Raw genomic sequence first — 16,732 nt, forward strand, 5'->3', positions numbered from 1 at the left:
CTGTGATCGTGCGCGCACCGCGGACCCAAATGGTACAACTGTACTGTGACCGCCAACACAGTCGTGGGCGTCCCCAAGGAATCGGCCGCGGGCGAGCGGCGGGTCGCGCTCGTGCCGAAAGTGGTCGAGCGGCTGCGCGCCCGCAACCTCTCCGTGGTCGTCGAGCCCGGTGCCGGGCTCGCGGCGCTCATCCCCGACGACGCCTACGTCCACTCCGGAGCCACGCTCGGCGACCCCTGGGCCGCCGACGTCGTGGTCAAAGTGGCCCCACCGAACGAAACCGAGGTCGGCGCGCTGCGCGCCGGGTCCGTCCTCATCGGCTTCCTCGCCCCGCTGACCGACCCCGGCAAGGCGAAAGCGTTGCGCGAGCGGGGAGTCACCGCGTTCGCCATGGAGTCCATCCCGCGCATCTCCCGCGCGCAATCGATGGACGCCCTGTCCTCGCAGGCCAACGTCGCGGGCTACCGCGCGGCCATGCTCGCCGCCGAGCACCTCACCCGGTTCTTCCCGATGCTGACCACCGCCGCGGGCACCGTGCCGCCCGCCAAGGTGCTCGTGCTCGGCGTCGGCGTGGCCGGGCTGCAGGCGCTGGCCACCGCGCGCAGGCTCGGCGCGCACACCACCGGCTACGACGTGCGGCCCGAGGTCGCCGACCAGGTCCGCTCGGTCGGCGCGCAGTGGCTGGACCTGGGCATCGAGGCGGCGGGCAGCGGCGGCTACGCCCGCGCGCTCACCGACGCCGAGCGCGAGGAGCAGCAGCGCCAGCTCGGCAAGGCCATCACCGGGTTCGACGCGGTGATCACCACCGCGCAGGTCCCCGGCCGCACCGCGCCGACCCTGGTCACCGCCGAGGCCGTCGAGGGCATGCGGGCGGGCAGCGTGGTGGTCGACCTGGCGGGTGAGTCCGGCGGCAACTGCGAGCTGACCGAGCCCGGCGAGATCGTCGTCGCGCACTCGGTCACCGTCGCGTCCCCGCTGAACCTGCCCGCCACCATGCCCGAGCACGCCAGCGAGCTGTACGCGCGCAACGTGCAGGCGCTGCTGGAGCTGCTAGTCGACGCCGACGGCGCGCTGTCGGTCGACTTCACCGACGAGGTCGTCGCCGGTGCCTGCGTCACGAAGGAGGCGTAGATGCTGGTCGAGAACCTGGCCGTGCTCGTGCTCGCGGGCTTCGTCGGCTTCGCGGTGATCTCCAAGGTGCCCAACACCTTGCACACACCGCTGATGTCGGGCACCAACGCCATCCACGGCATCGTGCTGCTCGGCGGACTCATCGTCGCGGGCCTGGGCGCCGAGGGCGTGCTGGACAAGGTCCTGCTGGTCATCGCCATCGCCTTCGGCACGATCAACGTCATCGGCGGGTTCCTGGTCACCGACCGGATGCTGGGCATGTTCAAGAACGGGCCCAAGCGGGACGGGAGCGCGAAGTGAGCCGCGAGACCGGGATCCAGCTCCTCTACATCGTCGCTTTCGCCCTGTTCATCTACGGCCTGATGGGCCTGACCGGCCCGCGCACGGCCGTGCGCGGCAACTGGATCGCGGCGGCGGGCATGGGGGTCGCGGTGGTCGCCACGCTGCTGACCCCCGGCCTGGGCAACTGGTGGCTGATCCTGCTCGGCGTGGCGATCGGCACCGCGGTCGGCGTGCCGTCGGCCCGGCAGGTCAAGATGACCGCCATGCCGCAGATGGTGGCGCTGTTCAACGGCGTCGGCGGCGGGGCGGTCGCGCTGATCGCCTGGGTCGAGTTCCGGGAGAGCGCCGGGTTCGCGCACGCCCCCGGGCACGTCGCCGTGGCCAGCCTGTTCTCGGCGGTCGTCGGCTCGGTGTCGTTCTGGGGCTCGCTGGTCGCCTACGGCAAGCTCCAGGAGGTCATCACCGGCCGCCCGGTCGGCATCGGGAAGCTCCAGCAGCCGCTGAACCTGGTGCTGCTGCTCGTGTCCGCCGCGTGCGCGGGGGTGATCATCGGCGGTGGTGACGCCGAGGTGCTGATCCTGGGCCTGCTGCTCTCCGCCGCCGCGCTCGGCGTGATGGTCGTGCTGCCCATCGGTGGCGCGGACATGCCCGTGGTGATCTCCCTGCTCAACGCGCTCACCGGGCTCAGCGCCGCGGCCATGGGCCTGGCCCTGGACAACACCGCGCTGATCGTCGCGGGCATGATCGTCGGCGCGTCCGGCACCATCCTGACCAACCTGATGGCCAAGGCGATGAACCGCTCCATCCCGGCGATCGTCGCGGGCGGCTTCGGCGGCGGGGGCGGCGCGGGACCCGCGGCGAGCGGGGACCAGACGGTCCGGCGCACCAGCGCCTCGGACGCGGCCGTGCAGATGGCCTACGCCAACCAGGTCATCATCGTCCCCGGCTACGGCATGGCGGTGGCCCAAGCCCAGCACGCGGTGCGGGAGCTGGCGGACATGCTGGAGGCGCGCGGCGTCGAGGTCTACTACGCCATCCACCCGGTCGCGGGCCGGATGCCCGGCCACATGAACGTGCTGCTGGCCGAGGCGGACGTGCCCTACGAGCGGCTCAAGGAGATGGAGGACATCAACCGCGAGTTCAGCCGCACCGACGTGGCCGTGGTCATCGGCGCCAACGACGTCACCAACCCGGCGGCGCGCACCGACCCGTCCTCGCCGATCTACGGCATGCCGATCCTCAACGTCGACGAGAGCCGGTCGGTGATCGTGCTCAAGCGCGGCATGGCGCCCGGGTTCGCCGGGGTCGACAACGCGCTGTACTTCGACGCCAAGACCAGCATGCTCTTCGGCGACGCCAAGTCCTCCGTCGCCGAGGTCACCGAGGAACTCAAAGCCCTCTGACCCGCGTCGGCGGTCTCTGCCATGCTTTCCCCCATCCGGTCGAGCGGTGGGAGGACCAGCAATGCAGTGGACCCTGGAAGTCGTCGTGGTGCCGGTCAGCGACGTGGACGTCGCCAAGGAGTTCTACGCCGAGAAGGTCGGTTTCGTCCTCGACCACGACACCTCGTTCGGGGACAACCGGTTCGTGCAGCTCACCCCGCCCGGGTCGGGCTGCTCGATCGTGCTCGGCCCGAAGCTGGAGAAGGTCGCGCCGGGTGAGCTCGGCGGCGTGCAGCTCGTCGTCAACGACCTGTGGGCCGCGCACGCGGAGCTGTCCGCGCGGGGCGTGCAGGTCAGCGAGGTCCAGTTCGCCTCGCCGCAGGGGTTCCGGGCCGCCACCGAGGAGGACGACCTCAACAACGCCGGGTTCCTCTTCTTCGCCGACCCGGACGGCAACAGCTGGACGGTCCAGCAGATCACCGCTCGCGCGTGAGACCCCTCTACCGGCACCCCGTCGAGCGGGTGGGACTGCTGTGGACGGCGGTCGCCTGCGCGCTCGGCGCGGGACTCGGGGTGGCGTTGTGGTCGCCGGGCTCCGGGCTCGACAAGACCGCGCTGCTGCTGGCGGCGGGTGTCACCGCCGTGGCCACGGGCTACCAGGCGCTGTTCCCGTACTGCTTCGTGCGCGACGGCCGGGTCGGCGTCCGCACCGTGCGCGGGCTGCGCACGGTGGCGGTCGCCGAGGTCACCGGGGTCCAGCGGCGGGACGCGCGGGCGCCGTTGGGCCGGGCCGTCTACCGCTACCCGGCACTGACCGTCGGTGGCCGCACGATCCCGTTGGACCGGGCCCACTACCGGCCGGGAACGCGGCGGGAACAGCGGATCGAACAGTTCCTGCGGGCCATCGAACCCGTCGCCCTTGCCGCCGGAGAGGCCACCGGATCGATTACCGGGGCGACCGCCGGGATGATCACCGACTGAGCCGCCGGTATTCGCTCTTCCGCTTGTCGCCAGCGGGAAAACCGGCCGCGCGCGGCCGTGGTTTGCCCGGCGCGGCGCGGCGGATTCCAGGGAAACACCTAGACCGGACGAGCACGCGAAAACGGTTCGGAAGAAGGGGCACGAGTGCCCGGAGTGGACCGTCGACCCCGCGGTGGTGGACGTCCTCGGTGGATCGCGCGGTGTTCGGGTGACACGGTGTTCACGCGGGTGTCCAAAGCGAGCCTGACCGGCCGAAGTGGTCCGTGGTCCGCTATGGCCCGCGTTTTCCCCCGCCCGCCGGCCTGGACCCCCGACTGGTTCCAGGCGCGACACGCGGTGCCCGGCCCGCGCGGCCGGGAAAAGCGGCGGGATCAGCCGCCGTGCGCCTCTTGGAACTTCATCACCAGCGCGGCCGGGATGCGGCCGCGCTCGGCGACCGTCTCACCCTGGCTGCGGGCCCATTCGCGGATGGCCTGGTTGTCCTGCCGGTCGGTGCCGAAGCGGCGGACGACGAGGCCGTTCTTCGCTTTCCGGCTACCGGTGCGCCGGGCGTGCCCGACGAACTCCGCGAGCGAATCCCGCAGTCGCGTCGCGTTCTCTCTCGACAGGTCGATCAGGAAGTCCACCCCGTCGATGGCGAAGGCGACGGTCTCGTCGGCTTGGCCGCCGTCGAGGTCGTCGACAAGCTCCACCACGGTCTTCTGCGCCACGGTTTCCTCCGTGTGATGAGAGTTCGTTTCCTGCACGGGGCCGACACCTTTAGCGAGGGTCCCGGTCACGGCCCGGTATTGGCGAACCGATCACCGCCGAACTGTATCGCCCGACCCGGCCCGAGAACCACCCAGGAGGTCCAAGAGGCGGTCTCTCGGAATAGTAGTACCCCATCGGGCGTTACCGGTCCACTAGCGGGAATGCGACGTGTCCGATTCGGCTGGTCTGGTGCGGCCCTTGGCCCCTGTCTCTTCGCCGCCATCGTCGGCGCTGGTCATCCCAAATGGCGGCGCAATATCACCCGTGGGATCACGGGTATTTGCCCCCCAGGCAACATGAGGATCGGTCAGTCATTTCCGAGCCGCGCCGAGAAGGCCGGACGGGTGAAACCCTGCCTTCTCGTGGTTAGAGTTCGCCGCGTGGCCATCGACCTGACACCGTTCCCGCGCGCCACCCTCGGCCATTGGCCGACGCCGCTGCGGGCCTGCCCGCGGCTCGGCGCCGCGCTCGGTGGCGGCCCCGGCCCGCTGGTCAAGCGCGACGACGTCGGCGCGCTCGGCGTCGGGGGCAACAAGCTGCGCAAACTGGAGTTCCTGCTGGGTGCCGCGGTGGCCGACGGGGTCACCCGGGTGATCACCTTCGGCGCGCTGCAGACCAACCACGGCAGGCTCACCGCGGCCGCGTGCGCGAGCCTCGGGCTGCGCTGCGACCTCGTCCTCACCCGCGACGTCCCGCGCACGGGTGAGGCGTACGAGCGGTCCGGCAACATGGCGCTGCACCGGCTCTACGGCGCCACCGTGCACGTCTGCGCGGAGGCCGAGGTCGCCGGGGTGGTCGCGGCGCTGACCGCCGAGGCCGGTGGGGTCGCGGTTCTGCCTGTCGGTGGGTCCAACGCGGTTGGGGTGCTGGGTTACGTGGCCGCCACCGCCGAGCTGTTCGCCCAGCTCGACGCGGAGGGGATCGAACCCGACCGGATCGTCGTCCCGGTCGGCAGCGCGGGCACCGCGGCGGGCGTCGTGGCCGGTGTCGCCCTGCTCGGCCGCACCACCCGCGTCGACGGCGCCTGCGTGTCGCGCACCGCCGCCGAGTCGCTGGCCACCATCCGCCGGTTGGCGGGGGAGGCGGCGGCGCTGCTCGGCCAGGAGATCGACCTGGCCCACGCGCACGCCGACGACCGCGCGGTCGGCCCCGGCTACGGCATCCCGACCGACGCGATGTGGGAGGCGCTGGGCCTGTTCGCGCGGACCGAGGGGATCACCCTCGACCCGGTGTACACGGGCAAGGCGGCGGCGTACCTGGTCGACGCCACCCGGTCGGGGGAGATCGGGCGTGAGGAGACCGTGGTCTTCCTGCACACGGGCGGGCTGCCGGGATTGTTCGCGTACGCGCCGGACCTGGAGGGCAGCCCGGCCTTCAGCTCGCCTGCCTGAGTCCGGCAGCCGTTCGGGGTCGGTTCGGTCGCCTGCGGAACACCGCGGAGTTGTCCACAGGGCGTTCCCGAGCCCTGCCGCTCGACCGGTTTCCGCAGGTAGAATGGTAAATAGGGGTTCCCTTCTCGCGGGGGACCCCTCGCGGGTGTTGGGCTGCCGGGCGTTGGGGTGCCGGGAGTTGGGCGGCTGGCAGGCCAGGGCCAGACGGCTGGGAGGCCGGGCCCGGTAGGGCCGGACGGCAGGGCGGGCGCGGGGCGGCGGGGTAGGTGGGCGCGGGGGACGGCGGAGATCGGCTGCCGGGCGGGGCCTCGGGTGAGTCAGCCCGCGAGGCTGAGGCGGAGGGCGCGGTCGGCGATGGCGAGCAGGGCCGGGTCGTCCGGGCGGGACGGCTGGTCCAGCCAGACCGCCTGCACCAGCTTCACGCTGTTGCCCTCCTGATCACTGGCCCGCGCCGCCGCGTCGAAGGTGGGGGGTGGGGTGGTGGGCCAGGCGACGCCCTCGGCGGACTGGTCGACGACGGCGCCCGTGTCCGGGCGGTCCGCCAGCGCGCGCAGTTCCACGGCCGACGCGCTCCCGGAGATCCGCACCACGCCGACCAGCACCGCGGCTCGGCGGCCGTTCTCCGTCGCCTCGAACCGGCCGCGCAGGAGTTCGGCGCAGCCGTTGCGTTCCAGCCAGGTGCGCAGCTGGCCGCTGGTGTGCGTCGCGCAGTCGGTCTGGGTGGCCTCGCCGCGCGGGGTGAACACCAGGCCCTGTTGGGGCGCGGGCGCCGGGGGTGCGTGCGGGATCGGGGGGCCACCGTCGGCCGCCGCGACGGCCAGGGCCACGCCCGCGACCAGCAGCAACGCCACCAAGACCCCGATCGCGATCGGTAACCGGCGTCGGGGTGGCGGTGTGGGGGCCGGGCGCGGGGGAGCGCCCGGGACGGGCGGGAGGATCGTGGTGCGCTCGGCGCTCGCCGCCGCGGACATGCCGTCCGGGAAGCCCTCGGCGACCAGGTCGGCGTCGTCCAGGTCGAGGTCGGCGTGCAGGGCGTGCAGGATCCGGCGCAGCTCGTCGACCGGGCAGGGGCGGCTGTGCGTGGTCAGCTCGCGGGTCACCGTCAGCAGGGGCGTCGGCGCCGGGTGCAGGATCCGCACCCCGCGCTCCAGGTCGGTGGCGGGTTGGTCGACCCGGCCGACGTACGGGCCGACGGCCACCACCGTCGACACCGGCAGCGGCCTCGGCTGCGCCCGCCGCACGACGGCCGCCACCGCGGCGGTCGCGGCCAACGCCCCGTCCCCCGGCGCGCGGTCGCCCACCTGCGGCACCGCCCCGTCGGCCCGCCACGGTTCGCCCAGCGGGGCCGACAACCACACGGCCGGGCGCGGCAGGTCCACGCCGAGGACCACCAGCACCCCGCGCGGGGTGATCACGACCGCCTCGACCGGCGAGCCGAACTCCGGCGGTCGCACGCCCAGCAGCGCCACCCCGCCCGCCACGGCGTCGCCGCGACCCCACGAGGTCAGCGCCGCGCGCAGATCCCGGCCGACACCCGACGTCGGCTCACCGACCCGGACCAAGCGCACGCCGACTCCTCCTCGACCGGCCCCCCGCACGGCAGTTGGTGGGTTTTCCACCACATCCCGCCTGACACGCTAGCGCCAGTGACCCCCGAGCGGGTGGTCGGACGTCGGAAGGTAGCCACCTGGCGCCAACCGTCACCCCTGGGTGGGTACACCGCTCGGGGATGGGATGAAGATCGCAGGCAACTCGGACGTTGCTCGGACGTCCTAGTGATCAACGAGATCGTCGGGTGTGCCGCGCCGACCGCGCCGAAAGCGGCACGCCCGGTGCCGCGCTGTCCGCATTCGGCGCGGAATAGGTGGGGCGTGGGTTGTTTTCGTGGTTCGTGTGGCCAAAGTGTCCGGAAGCAGGGCACAATGAGCGCCGGGAATACCACGTGTGACGCAGGCACCCGTTGATCGCGCAGGACGTAGGGGAAGACGATCCTCGTCGAGCAGCGGAGGTCAGCAGTGAGCACCCGTGGAAACACCCAAGGTGTGGTGTACGTCCACTCGTCGCCGGCTGCGGTATGTCCGCACGTCGAGTGGGCGATTTCCGGCACCCTCGGGGTGCGCGCCGAGTTGCGCTGGACCGCGCAACCCGCCGCCCCCGGCCAGTTGCGCGCCGAGTGCGCGTGGACCGGCGACGCGGGCACCGGCGGCAAGCTGGCCGCCGCCCTGCGCGCCTGGCCGATGACCCGCTTCGAGGTCACCGAGGAGCCCAGCCCCGGCGTCGACGGCGAGCGGTTCTGCTACGCGCCCACCCTCGGCCTCTGGCACGCCCGCACCAGCGCCAACGGCGACATCGTGGTGTCCGAGGACCAGCTGCGCGCCATCGCGGCGTCCGCGCGCGGCGGCGAGTCCTTCGCGTTCAAGGTCGACGAACTGCTCGGCGCCTCCTGGGACGAGGCGCTGGAGCCGTACCGGCGCGCAGGCGATGGGGCACCTGTTACCTGGTTGCACCGCGTCGGCTGAGAACCGTGTGGCACGCTGGCGCCGTGCACCCGAGCAGCACCCCCAGACCGGAGCGCCAGCGCTGGCTGCTGCCGGTCGTGCTCGTCGCCGTGGTGATCTGCGCCGCGGCGGCGATGGTCGCGCGCGAGCTGTACGCCACCGGCAACGCCACCGCGGCCACCCCGTCGCCGATCCTGCCGAGCGAGAACGTGATCCCGCCCAGCGCCCGGCCGGGGCCCCGGGACGTGCGCGCCACCCAGGACGCCATCCGGCACCCGCTCTACGAGACGGTCCGCCAGCTGCTGCAAACCCATTTCGACGCCATCAACGGCAAGAACTACGCGCGTTGGCGAACCACCGTCACCGACGCCCGGGCCAAGGACATGCCCGAGGACAACTGGCGCTCGGCGTACCGCAGCACCCAGGACGGCACGATTGTCGTCTACCGCATCGAGACCGGTCCGGCGAACAACGCGCGGGTGCTGCTGTCTTTCGTCAGCCAGCAGGACCCGGCCGACGCGCCGCTGGAATTGCCGGTCGGCTGCATCCGCTGGAACGTGGTGTTCCCGCTGACCGTGGCCGCGGGCGAGTGGCGCATCGACGCCGGTGCCACCAGCGCCTCTCCCCAGCACGACAGCTGCTGATTCCCCGGCCCATCACGACCGGGTGACGGAGAAGCGGGGCGGGCCGACTCGGCCGCGCCCCGCTTTCCACGAACCACCCCCGGCTCCGCTCAGGCGGCGGTGAACAGCAGCGCCACGTTGTGGCCGCCGAAGCCGAAGGAGTTGTTGATCGCCGCGGTCAGCTCCACCTTCCGCGCCTCGCCCGCCACCACGTCGAGCCCGACCTTGGGGTCGAGGTTCTCCAGGTTCCGGGTCGCCGGGATCACGCTGTGGTAGATCGACAGCAGCGCGATGATGCTCTCCACCGCGCCCGCGCCGCCGACCAGGTGGCCGAAGGAGCTCTTCGGCGCGGTCACCAGCACGTGCTCGCCCAGCGCCTTGCGGATCGCCGCCGCCTCGCCGACGTCGCCCACCACGGTCGAGGTGGCGTGCGCGTTGACGTGGCCGACGTCGGCCGGGCTCAGCCCGCCCATCCGCACCGCCTGCTCCATGGCCCGGATCTGGCCGATGCCGTCCGGGTGGTTGCCGGTGATGTGGTAGGCGTCGGCGGTCATGCCGTAGCCGGTGATCCGGCCGTAGACCCGGGCGCCGCGGGCCGCCGCGTGCTCGGCCCGCTCCAGCACCACCACGCCCGCGCCCTCACCGAGCACGAACCCGTCGCGCTGGGTGTCGAACGGGCGCGAGGCCCGCTCCGGCGCGTCGTTGCGGGTGCTCAGCGTCCGGGACTGGCAGAAGCCCGCCACGGTGATCGGGTGGATGCAGGCGTCCGCGCCACCGGCGATGACCACGTCCGCGCGGCCGTTCTGGATCATCTGGTACGCGTTGGCGATGCCCTCCGCGCCCGACGCGCACGCCGAGGCGACGGTGTGCACACCCGCCCGGGCGCGCAGGTCGATGCCCACGTGCGCGGCCGGGCCGTTGGGCATCAGCATCGGCACCGTCAGCGGCGAGACCTTGCGCAGCCCGTGCTCCTCCAGGAGGTCGTCCTGGTCGAGCAGGGTGAGCGGGCCGCCGATCCCGGTGCCGATGCTGACCCCGAGGCGATCCGGGTCCACCGGCTCGTGCTCCTCGGTCGGCGGCTCGTACCCGGCGTCGGCCCACGCCTGCCTGGCGGCGATGAGCGCGATCTGCTCACACCGGTCCAGCCTGCGGGCCTGCACGCGGGGCAGGACCTCGGTCGGCTCGACGGCCAGCGGCGCGTGCAGCCGGGCCGGGAGGTCGTAGCGCTCCGCCCAGTCCGTGGTGTTCGCCCGGATGCCGTTCCGACCGGCGAGCAGGGCATCCCAGGTGGACGAGACGTCACCGCCGAGCGGCGTGGTCGCGCCAAGCCCGGTGATGACGACATCGACGTTGCTCATGGAATTTCCTTCGCGAGCGGGTGAAAGGATGGCTTGGCCAGGTGCCGGATCGGCACGGGGGGAGCCGGGGGAGTGTCCGGCCGGGGGAGCGTCAGGAGTGCGCGGAGACGTACTTGAGCGCGTCGCCGACCGTCTTCAGGTTGGCCAGCTCGTCGTCCGGGATCTTGACGCCGAAGCGGTCCTCCGCCTGCACGGCGATCTCCACCATGGACAGCGAGTCGATGTCCAGGTCGTCCACGAAGGACTTGTCGGCGGTGACGTCGTCGGGCGAGACACCCGCGACCTCTTCGACGATCTCCCCGAGGCCCTCGAGGATCTGCTCGTCGCTGAACTTCTCCGACATGGGTTGCACTGTCCTTCCTCGTTCCACCCGCGGGTACCGCACCCGGCGGGGCCTTGCAGTCCCCCGGGGGCGCCCCGGGGGTGGCTCTCAGCGCCCGCTAGGGGCAGATCACGACCTGCGCGGCGTAGGACAGGCCCGCGCCGAAGCCGACCAGCAGCGCCACGTCACCCGGCTTGACCCGGCCCGCGGCCCGCATGTGGTCCATGGCCATGGGGATCGACGCCGAGGAGGTGTTGCCCGAGTAGACGATGTCGTCGGCGACGACCATGTCCTCCCGGGCGCCGTGCGCGCGCAGCTTCTTGGCGATCGACTCGACGATGCGCAGGTTCGCCTGGTGCGGGATCAGCACGTCCACATCGGCCGGTGCCACGCCTGCGGCCTCCAGCGCGCGCAGCGCGATCGGCGCGATCCGGGTGGTGGCCCAGCGGAACACCGACTGGCCCTCCTGGAAGATCCACCGGTCGTCGCGCAGCCGGATCATGTCGGTCAGGTCGCCCGCGCTGCCCCAGACCACCGGGCCGATGCCCGGCTCGTCGGCCGGGCCGACCACCGCGGCGCCCGCGCCGTCGGCGAAGATGATCGCGTTGGCCCGGTCCTCGTGGTCCACCCAGTCGGTCAGCTTCTCCGCGCCGATCACCAGCACCCGCCGCGCCGAGCCCGCGCGGACCAGGTCCGACGCGGTGCCCAGGGCGTAGCAGAAGCCCGCGCACGCGGCGTTGAGGTCGAACGCGCCCGCCGCCTTGACCCCGATCCGGTCGGCCACCTGGGCGGCGCCGTTGGGGATGGGGGTGGGCATGGTGCAGTTGGCCAGGATCACCGTGTCCGCGTCCGACGGCGACAGCCCGGCGTCGGCCAGCGCCTTGGCGCCCGCGGTGACCGCCATGTCGACCAGCTTCTGGTCCTTGGCCGCGAACCGGCGTTCGACGATGCCCACCCGCTCGCGGATCCACTCGTCGGTGGTGTCCATCCGCTCGGAGAGCTCGTGGTTGGTGACGATGCGCTCGGGCTGGAACGAGCCGACGCCGAGGATCCGGCTGGCCGCGGCCCCCGGGGCAAGTCGCAACGTGGTCATTCGGCACTCCCGATCAGCTCGACCACCGTGTCGAGGTCCGCGGGCGTCTTGAGGGCCACGGTGGGAACGCCCTTCAACTCGCGCTTGGCCAAACCGACCAGTGCGCCCGCGGGCGGGAACTCTACGACTGCCGAGACCCCGCGTTCCCCCATGGTCGCCATGCACGAGTCCCACCGCACCGGACTGGTGACCTGCGCCACCAACCGCTCGAGCACCTCGGCGCCCGAGGTGACCACCGCGCCGTCGGCGTTGGACAGCAGCGTCCTGGTCGCGTCGGCCGTGGTCACGCCCGCCGCGTGCGCGCGCAGCGCCTCCTGCGCCGGGGCCATGTAGTGGGTGTGGAACGCGCCCGCCACCTTGAGCGCGATCGCCTTGCTGCCCGCGGGCGGCTCGGCCGCCAACTTCTCCAGCGCCGCCTTCGCGCCCGCGGCCACGATCTGGCCCGCGCCGTTGCGGTTGGCCGGGACCAGGTCCAGCTCGGCGAGCCGGGCCAGGATGTCCTCCTCGGTGCCGCGCACCAGCGCGGCCATGCCCGTGGGCTCCAGCTCGCAGGCCTTCGCCATCTCCCGGCCGCGCACCGCGGCCAGCCGGACCGCGTCCTCGGCGCCGAGCACACCCGCGATCACCGCGGCCGCGAACTCGCCGATGGAGTGGCCCGCGACCAGCGCGTCCGCCGGGACCTCGACCCGCTCGGCCAGCTCACCGGCGGCCAGCAGGGTGGCCGCCACGATCAGCGGCTGGGTGATCGCGGTGTCCTTGATCTCGTCCGCGTCGGCGGTGGTGCCGAGTCGGGCCAGGTCGAGCCCGGCGACCTCGGACCAGCCCGCCAACCGCTCGGCGGTACCGGGGAGTTCGAGCCAGGGCGCGAGCATGCCGGGGGCCTGGGAACCCTGCCCGGGTGCGAGGAGTGCGATCACGTGTCAACCCAACACCGACAGCCCGCCTCGACTGCATGCCGCCGCTCACCAAGTCGTAGCGGTTCGTTTGTAGGAAACCTCCAAAAGTCACCGGGCAATTACCCTGACGTACGGGTATTCGTTGTCAGTTGTCGTGGCAGACACCACACAGTTACCTACCGTTGCCCGCCCGCACGCGATCACCAGAGGCCGCGCGCCCGCGACAGCCTGCCCACCGCGAGGGCCACGCTCAGCACCAGCGCGTCGCGGGGGTCGCCCGCGTTGCGGCCGGTCAGCTCGGCCGCCTTGCGCAGCCGGTACCGCACGGTGTTCGGGTGCACGAACAGCTGCCGCGCGCACGTCTCGAGCACCCCGCCGGTGGCCAGGTACGCCTCGACCGTCTCCTGGAGCGCGCCGCCCGCGTCCTCCAGCGGTCGCGCTACCCGGTCGATGAGCTGCCACTCGGCCTCCGGGTCGCCCGCCAGCGCCCGTTCCGGCAGCAGGTCGGCCGAGCGCACCGGGCGCGGCGCGGTCGGCCAGGCGACCACCGCGCGCAGCCCGGACAGCGCGTCCGCGGCGCTGCGGTGGGCCTCGGCGATGCTCGCCACGGTCGGCCCCGCCACCACCGCGCCGACACCGAACGCGGCGGACATCTTCACCAGGGCCTCGTGGTCGACGGCGTCCTCGGTGGGGCCCGCCAGCACCACGACCAACCGTGAGCCCTGCACGCCGAGCAGCACCGGCCTGCTCATCCGCGCGGCCCGGCTGCGCACCTCGTAGAGCACCGTCGGCGGGTCGTCCGACGGCGGGTTGCCGACCAGCACGGTCGCCTCGGCGGCCGGGTCCCAGCCCAGGGCCGCGGCCCGGGACAGCAGGGACTCCTCGGCGTCGCCGCGGACGATGCCGTCGACCACCAGGGCCTCCAGCCGGGCGTCCCACGCGCCCCGGGCCTCGGCGGCGGAGGCGTAGGACATGGCGGAGGCGAAGGCCACCTCGCGGCCGTAGCGCAGGACGGCCTCGGAGAGCACGGCGCGCTCGGCGTCGTCGGCGGCCAGGTCGGGCACCAGCTGCTCGAAGATCTGCAGCGAGACCCGCACCATCTCGACGGTCTGCCGCAGGCTAATCCACCGGGACAGGTCCCGCGGCGCGCCGCGGAAGGTGTCGGTGGTCAGCCGCAGGGCCTCGCGGGGGTCGCGCAGCCAGGCGGTGAAGCCCGCGACGCCGTTCTGCGCGACGAGCAGGACGGATGCCCGCTGGTCCGCGGGCATCCGCCCGAACCAGGCGAACTGCTCGTCCATCACCGCGACAGCCGCCGCCGCAAGCTTGCCGGAGGCCCGTTCGACGGCCGCGACGGTCGCCTCCGACAACCCCTCCGACGCAGCGCTCATCCCACCACCCTAGGAGGTGCGCAAGCACACTTGCGCACCTCCCGGGCGCGTCCGATCAGGGGACGCGGGTCAGCCAGGGGCGGAGGTCGATCAGGTCGGACCCGGACGCCGCGAGCTTGGCGGCCAGTTCGGGGGTGAGGGCGACGGCTTCGGCGATGGCCCGGCCGTCCTCGACCTCGCGCAGGTACACGCCGGTGGCCGGGTCCTCCATCAACGGCGCCAGCACGTCGTCCGACACCTGCCGCGCCCGTTCCTGGTCGGCGATGGTCGACCTGCCGGGCGCCACGACCGTGCAGAGGTTGCCCGTGTAGCGGGCCCGCAACTCGCGCCGCGCGGCGCGCGGGTCACCGTTGACGACCTCGACGACCAGCACCTGGAGGAACCTCGGCGTTCCGGTCTGGGCGGGCGTCATGCCCAGGCGCAGGGGGTGGAACTGCTCGGGGTGCTGGGACAGGTACTCCCGCACCGCGGTCTCGTCCATCGGCCCCGCCTGCCAATCGCCCGGCGGGGCGGGGCAGGGAACACCTCTTTCGAGAGGGCCGAACGGGTCTTGCTCGCTGAGCTTGGCCGCGGACTGGGAGGTGACGGTGAGTCCGCCGTCGCGCCAGACACCGCGCAGGGTCAGGTTGGCCCAGTGCTCGGTCGCGGGGTCGAGCCCGGTGACGGGTACCCCGAAGTGGCACGGCTGGGTTTCGGGCGCACTCCCCCCGGGCACCGGGGCGATGGCGCAGAACCGCGCGGGGACACCGGGGAGGATGCGGGCGTACCCGGTCGCCTCCACCGTGTCCCCGTCCCGCACGACCTCGGCGCGCGGCGCGGGCGCGGCAGGCGAAATCGTCACGAACGGCTCTTCCGCCGCCGGGTTGCTCGCCGAACCGCCGCTCGGCGACCCGCTCGGCCACAGCACAACGGCCCCGACGCTGATCACGACGACCGCCGCCGCCACCGCCCCGACCCGCCAACGCCGCTCGACCCCGAACCGTTCGAGGTCCACCTCCGGCGGGGGCGGTTGCGCTTCCCGCCACTCCCGTCCGGCTTCCCGCAGCATCTCGTCCACCGGATCACCCATCAGACACCTCCAGTCGCACCCGCAACTTCGCCCTGGCATCCGCCAACGTCGACTTGACCGTCCCCACCCCACACCCCATGACCTGCGCCGTCTCCGCCACGGAGAGATCGACGAAGTACACGCAATCCACCGCCAGCCGCTGCCGCTCAGTCAGGCAGGCCAGCGCCTCCCAAAGGTCAAGCTGCTCCTCGACCCCACCCACAACCACAGGTGTTTCGGGCACGTCCCCGGGCTCCGGCACCTTCACCCGCCGCGCCTTCCGAACCTGGTCCACGACAATCGCCGCCAACCAAGCCCGCGCCGTCCCCCGACGGGGATCGAACTGCCCCCGCTTCACCCAGGCCCGAGCCAACGCCTCCTGCACCACGTCATCCCGCTCAAGAACCCCGTAATAGGCCCCCACCCGCCTGGCCACCCCAGCCATCACCCCAGATGCGGCCGCACCCACTCCGCGAACAACTCCACCCGCCCCGGCACCCCACCACCACCCATCACACCCCCTCTACCCACCCCCACCCCACCCCGGTTGGCCCCGTAACCACCCCGTGACCACCCGCCCCACCCATCGCCAGGAGAACCGCGCCTCACCACACCACCGCGCCAACACGGAGTGCGGAATCACAAAAAGCACCGCCAGACAGGCCAACGCAACCAAGCAACGGAGAAGTCACCAGCCAACGACACCAAGGCGAGGGAATCCAAGAACTCCGCCGCGCCCCACCCCGTGCCAACCCCAACCCGCTGGTTCAGTCACCAGGACACGCTTCACCAGCCAGATGCACCAACCGCGAAATCCGGGTTTTCCGCCCACCCCGCCCCGGTGCCACCCTGTGCCAGCCCCCACTCGCTGGTTCAGTCACCAAGACACGCTTCACCAACCAGATGCACCAACCCGCAACCCAGGTTTTCCGCCCACCCCGCCCCGGTGCCACCCCTGTGCCAGCCCCCACTCGCTGGTTCAGTCACCAGGACACGCTTCACCAGCCAGATGCACCAACCCGCAACCCAGGTTTTCCGCCCACCCCGCCCCGGTGCCACCCCTGTGCCAGCCCTCACTCGCTGGTTCAGTCACCAGGACACGCTTCACCAGCCAGATGCACCAACCCGCAACCCAGGTTTTCCGCCCACCCCGCCCCGGTGCCACCCCTGTGCCAGCCCTCACTCGCTGGTTCAGTCACCAGGACACGCTTCACCAGCCAGATGCACCAACCGCGAAATCCGGGTTTCCGTCCACCCCGCCCCGGTGCCACCCCTGTGCCAGCCCCCACTCGCTGGTTCAGTTCCGTACGCACCGTGGGGGTCTGGGGGGTCGCCCCCCGAAACAAAAAACGCCCGATCAAGGTAAGCGTGTTCCGCGAACACGGTTGCCTCGATCGGGCGGGCCGCCCGGCATGTCGGTGCGCTCGATGCCGGGCGGCCCATCTCCCCGGTCCCCACCGGTGTTTCCACTATGGAACGTTGCGAGCGCGGTTGCCAGGCGAGGGCGGATTGTTCCCCCTTTCGTGGCATGGCACGGCGTGTCCTTCTGCGGGAACACACAGCTCGCGGCTCTTGTTCACCCCGGTGAG

The 16,732-nt window shown here is 72.4% G+C and carries 17 protein-coding genes; 8 read left to right on the top strand and 9 right to left on the bottom strand.

Annotation, left to right across the window (positions count from 1 at the left end):
* Positions 1–45 precede the first annotated feature (45 nt).
* The 5 genes from V5P93_RS07790 (at position 46) to V5P93_RS07810 (ending at position 3,776) form a co-directional block, all read left to right on the top strand.
* A complete protein-coding gene (locus V5P93_RS07790) occupies positions 46–1,131 on the top strand; it encodes a Re/Si-specific NAD(P)(+) transhydrogenase subunit alpha (protein ID WP_104478685.1) in 1,086 nt (361 codons plus the stop codon).
* The gene (locus V5P93_RS07795; RefSeq protein ID WP_104478686.1) at positions 1,132–1,431 is read left to right on the top strand and encodes an NAD(P) transhydrogenase subunit alpha; all 300 of its coding nucleotides are present in this window, start codon (positions 1,132–1,134) and stop codon (positions 1,429–1,431) included.
* Positions 1,428–2,816, top strand: coding sequence for an NAD(P)(+) transhydrogenase (Re/Si-specific) subunit beta (locus tag V5P93_RS07800; RefSeq protein ID WP_104478687.1), 1,389 nt, complete (start codon positions 1,428–1,430; stop codon positions 2,814–2,816). The genes V5P93_RS07795 and V5P93_RS07800 overlap by 4 nt, the downstream gene beginning before the upstream one ends.
* 61 nt (positions 2,817–2,877) lie before the next feature.
* Positions 2,878–3,288, top strand: coding sequence for a VOC family protein (locus V5P93_RS07805; protein WP_104478688.1), 411 nt, complete (start codon positions 2,878–2,880; stop codon positions 3,286–3,288).
* A complete protein-coding gene (locus V5P93_RS07810) occupies positions 3,285–3,776 on the top strand; it encodes a hypothetical protein (RefSeq protein ID WP_104478689.1) in 492 nt (163 codons plus the stop codon). Before V5P93_RS07805 ends, V5P93_RS07810 begins: the two co-directional genes overlap by 4 nt.
* 371 nt (positions 3,777–4,147) lie before the next feature.
* Here V5P93_RS07810 and V5P93_RS07815 read toward each other — a convergent pair whose 3' ends face one another.
* On the bottom strand, positions 4,148–4,486 hold the full coding sequence (locus tag V5P93_RS07815) for an Lsr2 family protein (RefSeq protein ID WP_104478690.1): 339 nt from the start codon (positions 4,484–4,486) through the stop codon (positions 4,148–4,150).
* Between the two features lie 426 nt (positions 4,487–4,912).
* Between V5P93_RS07815 and V5P93_RS07820 the strand changes: the two genes are divergently transcribed.
* Entirely contained in the window at positions 4,913–5,917 is a 1,005-nt protein-coding gene (locus V5P93_RS07820) for a D-cysteine desulfhydrase family protein (protein ID WP_245931215.1), read from the top strand.
* Between the two features lie 317 nt (positions 5,918–6,234).
* Here the strand turns inward: V5P93_RS07820 and V5P93_RS07825 are convergent, their stop codons facing one another.
* Positions 6,235–7,485, bottom strand: a complete 1,251-nt coding sequence (locus V5P93_RS07825) for a hypothetical protein (RefSeq protein WP_104478692.1) — start codon at positions 7,483–7,485, stop codon at positions 6,235–6,237.
* 447 nt (positions 7,486–7,932) lie between these two features.
* Here V5P93_RS07825 and V5P93_RS07830 point away from each other — a divergent pair, with 447 nt between their 5' ends.
* Both V5P93_RS07830 and V5P93_RS07835 read left to right on the top strand, forming a co-directional pair.
* Positions 7,933–8,436 (top strand): DUF3145 domain-containing protein, encoded by a 504-nt coding sequence (locus V5P93_RS07830; protein WP_104478693.1) that lies wholly within the window; start codon positions 7,933–7,935, stop codon positions 8,434–8,436.
* A 23-nt stretch (positions 8,437–8,459) separates the two neighbouring features.
* Complete coding sequence (locus V5P93_RS07835; RefSeq protein WP_146107987.1) at positions 8,460–9,059, top strand: hypothetical protein; 600 nt, start codon at positions 8,460–8,462, stop codon at positions 9,057–9,059.
* A gap of 89 nt (positions 9,060–9,148) precedes the next feature.
* On the opposite strand, the gene V5P93_RS07840 is transcribed toward V5P93_RS07835, so the two are convergent.
* From V5P93_RS07840 to V5P93_RS07870, 7 genes are all read right to left on the bottom strand, one after another.
* Positions 9,149–10,396, bottom strand: coding sequence for a beta-ketoacyl synthase (locus V5P93_RS07840; protein ID WP_104478695.1), 1,248 nt, complete (start codon positions 10,394–10,396; stop codon positions 9,149–9,151).
* A gap of 91 nt (positions 10,397–10,487) precedes the next feature.
* Positions 10,488–10,739 carry an acyl carrier protein gene (locus V5P93_RS07845; protein ID WP_104478696.1) on the bottom strand — a complete coding sequence of 84 codons (252 nt, stop codon included), beginning with the start codon at positions 10,737–10,739 and terminating at the stop codon, positions 10,488–10,490.
* Between the two features lie 97 nt (positions 10,740–10,836).
* Positions 10,837–11,811: a beta-ketoacyl-ACP synthase III gene (locus tag V5P93_RS07850; protein ID WP_104478697.1), complete on the bottom strand. Its 975-nt coding sequence runs from the start codon at positions 11,809–11,811 to the stop codon at positions 10,837–10,839.
* Positions 11,808–12,728, bottom strand: coding sequence for an ACP S-malonyltransferase (locus tag V5P93_RS07855; RefSeq protein ID WP_104478698.1), 921 nt, complete (start codon positions 12,726–12,728; stop codon positions 11,808–11,810). Before V5P93_RS07855 ends, V5P93_RS07850 begins: the two co-directional genes overlap by 4 nt.
* A 179-nt stretch (positions 12,729–12,907) precedes the next feature.
* Complete coding sequence (locus tag V5P93_RS07860; RefSeq protein WP_104478699.1) at positions 12,908–14,095, bottom strand: CdaR family transcriptional regulator; 1,188 nt, start codon at positions 14,093–14,095, stop codon at positions 12,908–12,910.
* Between the two features lie 55 nt (positions 14,096–14,150).
* Complete coding sequence (locus V5P93_RS07865; RefSeq protein ID WP_104478700.1) at positions 14,151–15,164, bottom strand: hypothetical protein; 1,014 nt, start codon at positions 15,162–15,164, stop codon at positions 14,151–14,153.
* The gene (locus tag V5P93_RS07870; RefSeq protein WP_219823943.1) at positions 15,157–15,567 is read right to left on the bottom strand and encodes an RNA polymerase sigma factor; all 411 of its coding nucleotides are present in this window, start codon (positions 15,565–15,567) and stop codon (positions 15,157–15,159) included. Before V5P93_RS07870 ends, V5P93_RS07865 begins: the two co-directional genes overlap by 8 nt.
* Positions 15,568–16,732: the final 1,165 nt, after the last annotated feature.

The sequence above is a fragment of the Actinokineospora auranticolor genome (genome assembly GCF_041897805.1).
Taxonomy (GTDB): domain Bacteria; phylum Actinomycetota; class Actinomycetes; order Mycobacteriales; family Pseudonocardiaceae; genus Actinokineospora; species Actinokineospora auranticolor.

Coding starts and splice junctions, on each gene's coding strand:
- V5P93_RS07795 (WP_104478686.1), top strand. CDS start 1,132: ATGCTGGTCGAGAACCTGGCCGTGCTCGTGCTCGCGGGCTTCGTCGGC.
- V5P93_RS07805 (WP_104478688.1), top strand. CDS start 2,878: ATGCAGTGGACCCTGGAAGTCGTCGTGGTGCCGGTCAGCGACGTGGAC.
- V5P93_RS07840 (WP_104478695.1), bottom strand. CDS start 10,396: ATGAGCAACGTCGATGTCGTCATCACCGGGCTTGGCGCGACCACGCCG.
- V5P93_RS07845 (WP_104478696.1), bottom strand. CDS start 10,739: ATGTCGGAGAAGTTCAGCGACGAGCAGATCCTCGAGGGCCTCGGGGAG.
- V5P93_RS07850 (WP_104478697.1), bottom strand. CDS start 11,811: ATGACCACGTTGCGACTTGCCCCGGGGGCCGCGGCCAGCCGGATCCTC.
- V5P93_RS07860 (WP_104478699.1), bottom strand. CDS start 14,095: ATGAGCGCTGCGTCGGAGGGGTTGTCGGAGGCGACCGTCGCGGCCGTC.
- V5P93_RS07865 (WP_104478700.1), bottom strand. CDS start 15,164: ATGGGTGATCCGGTGGACGAGATGCTGCGGGAAGCCGGACGGGAGTGG.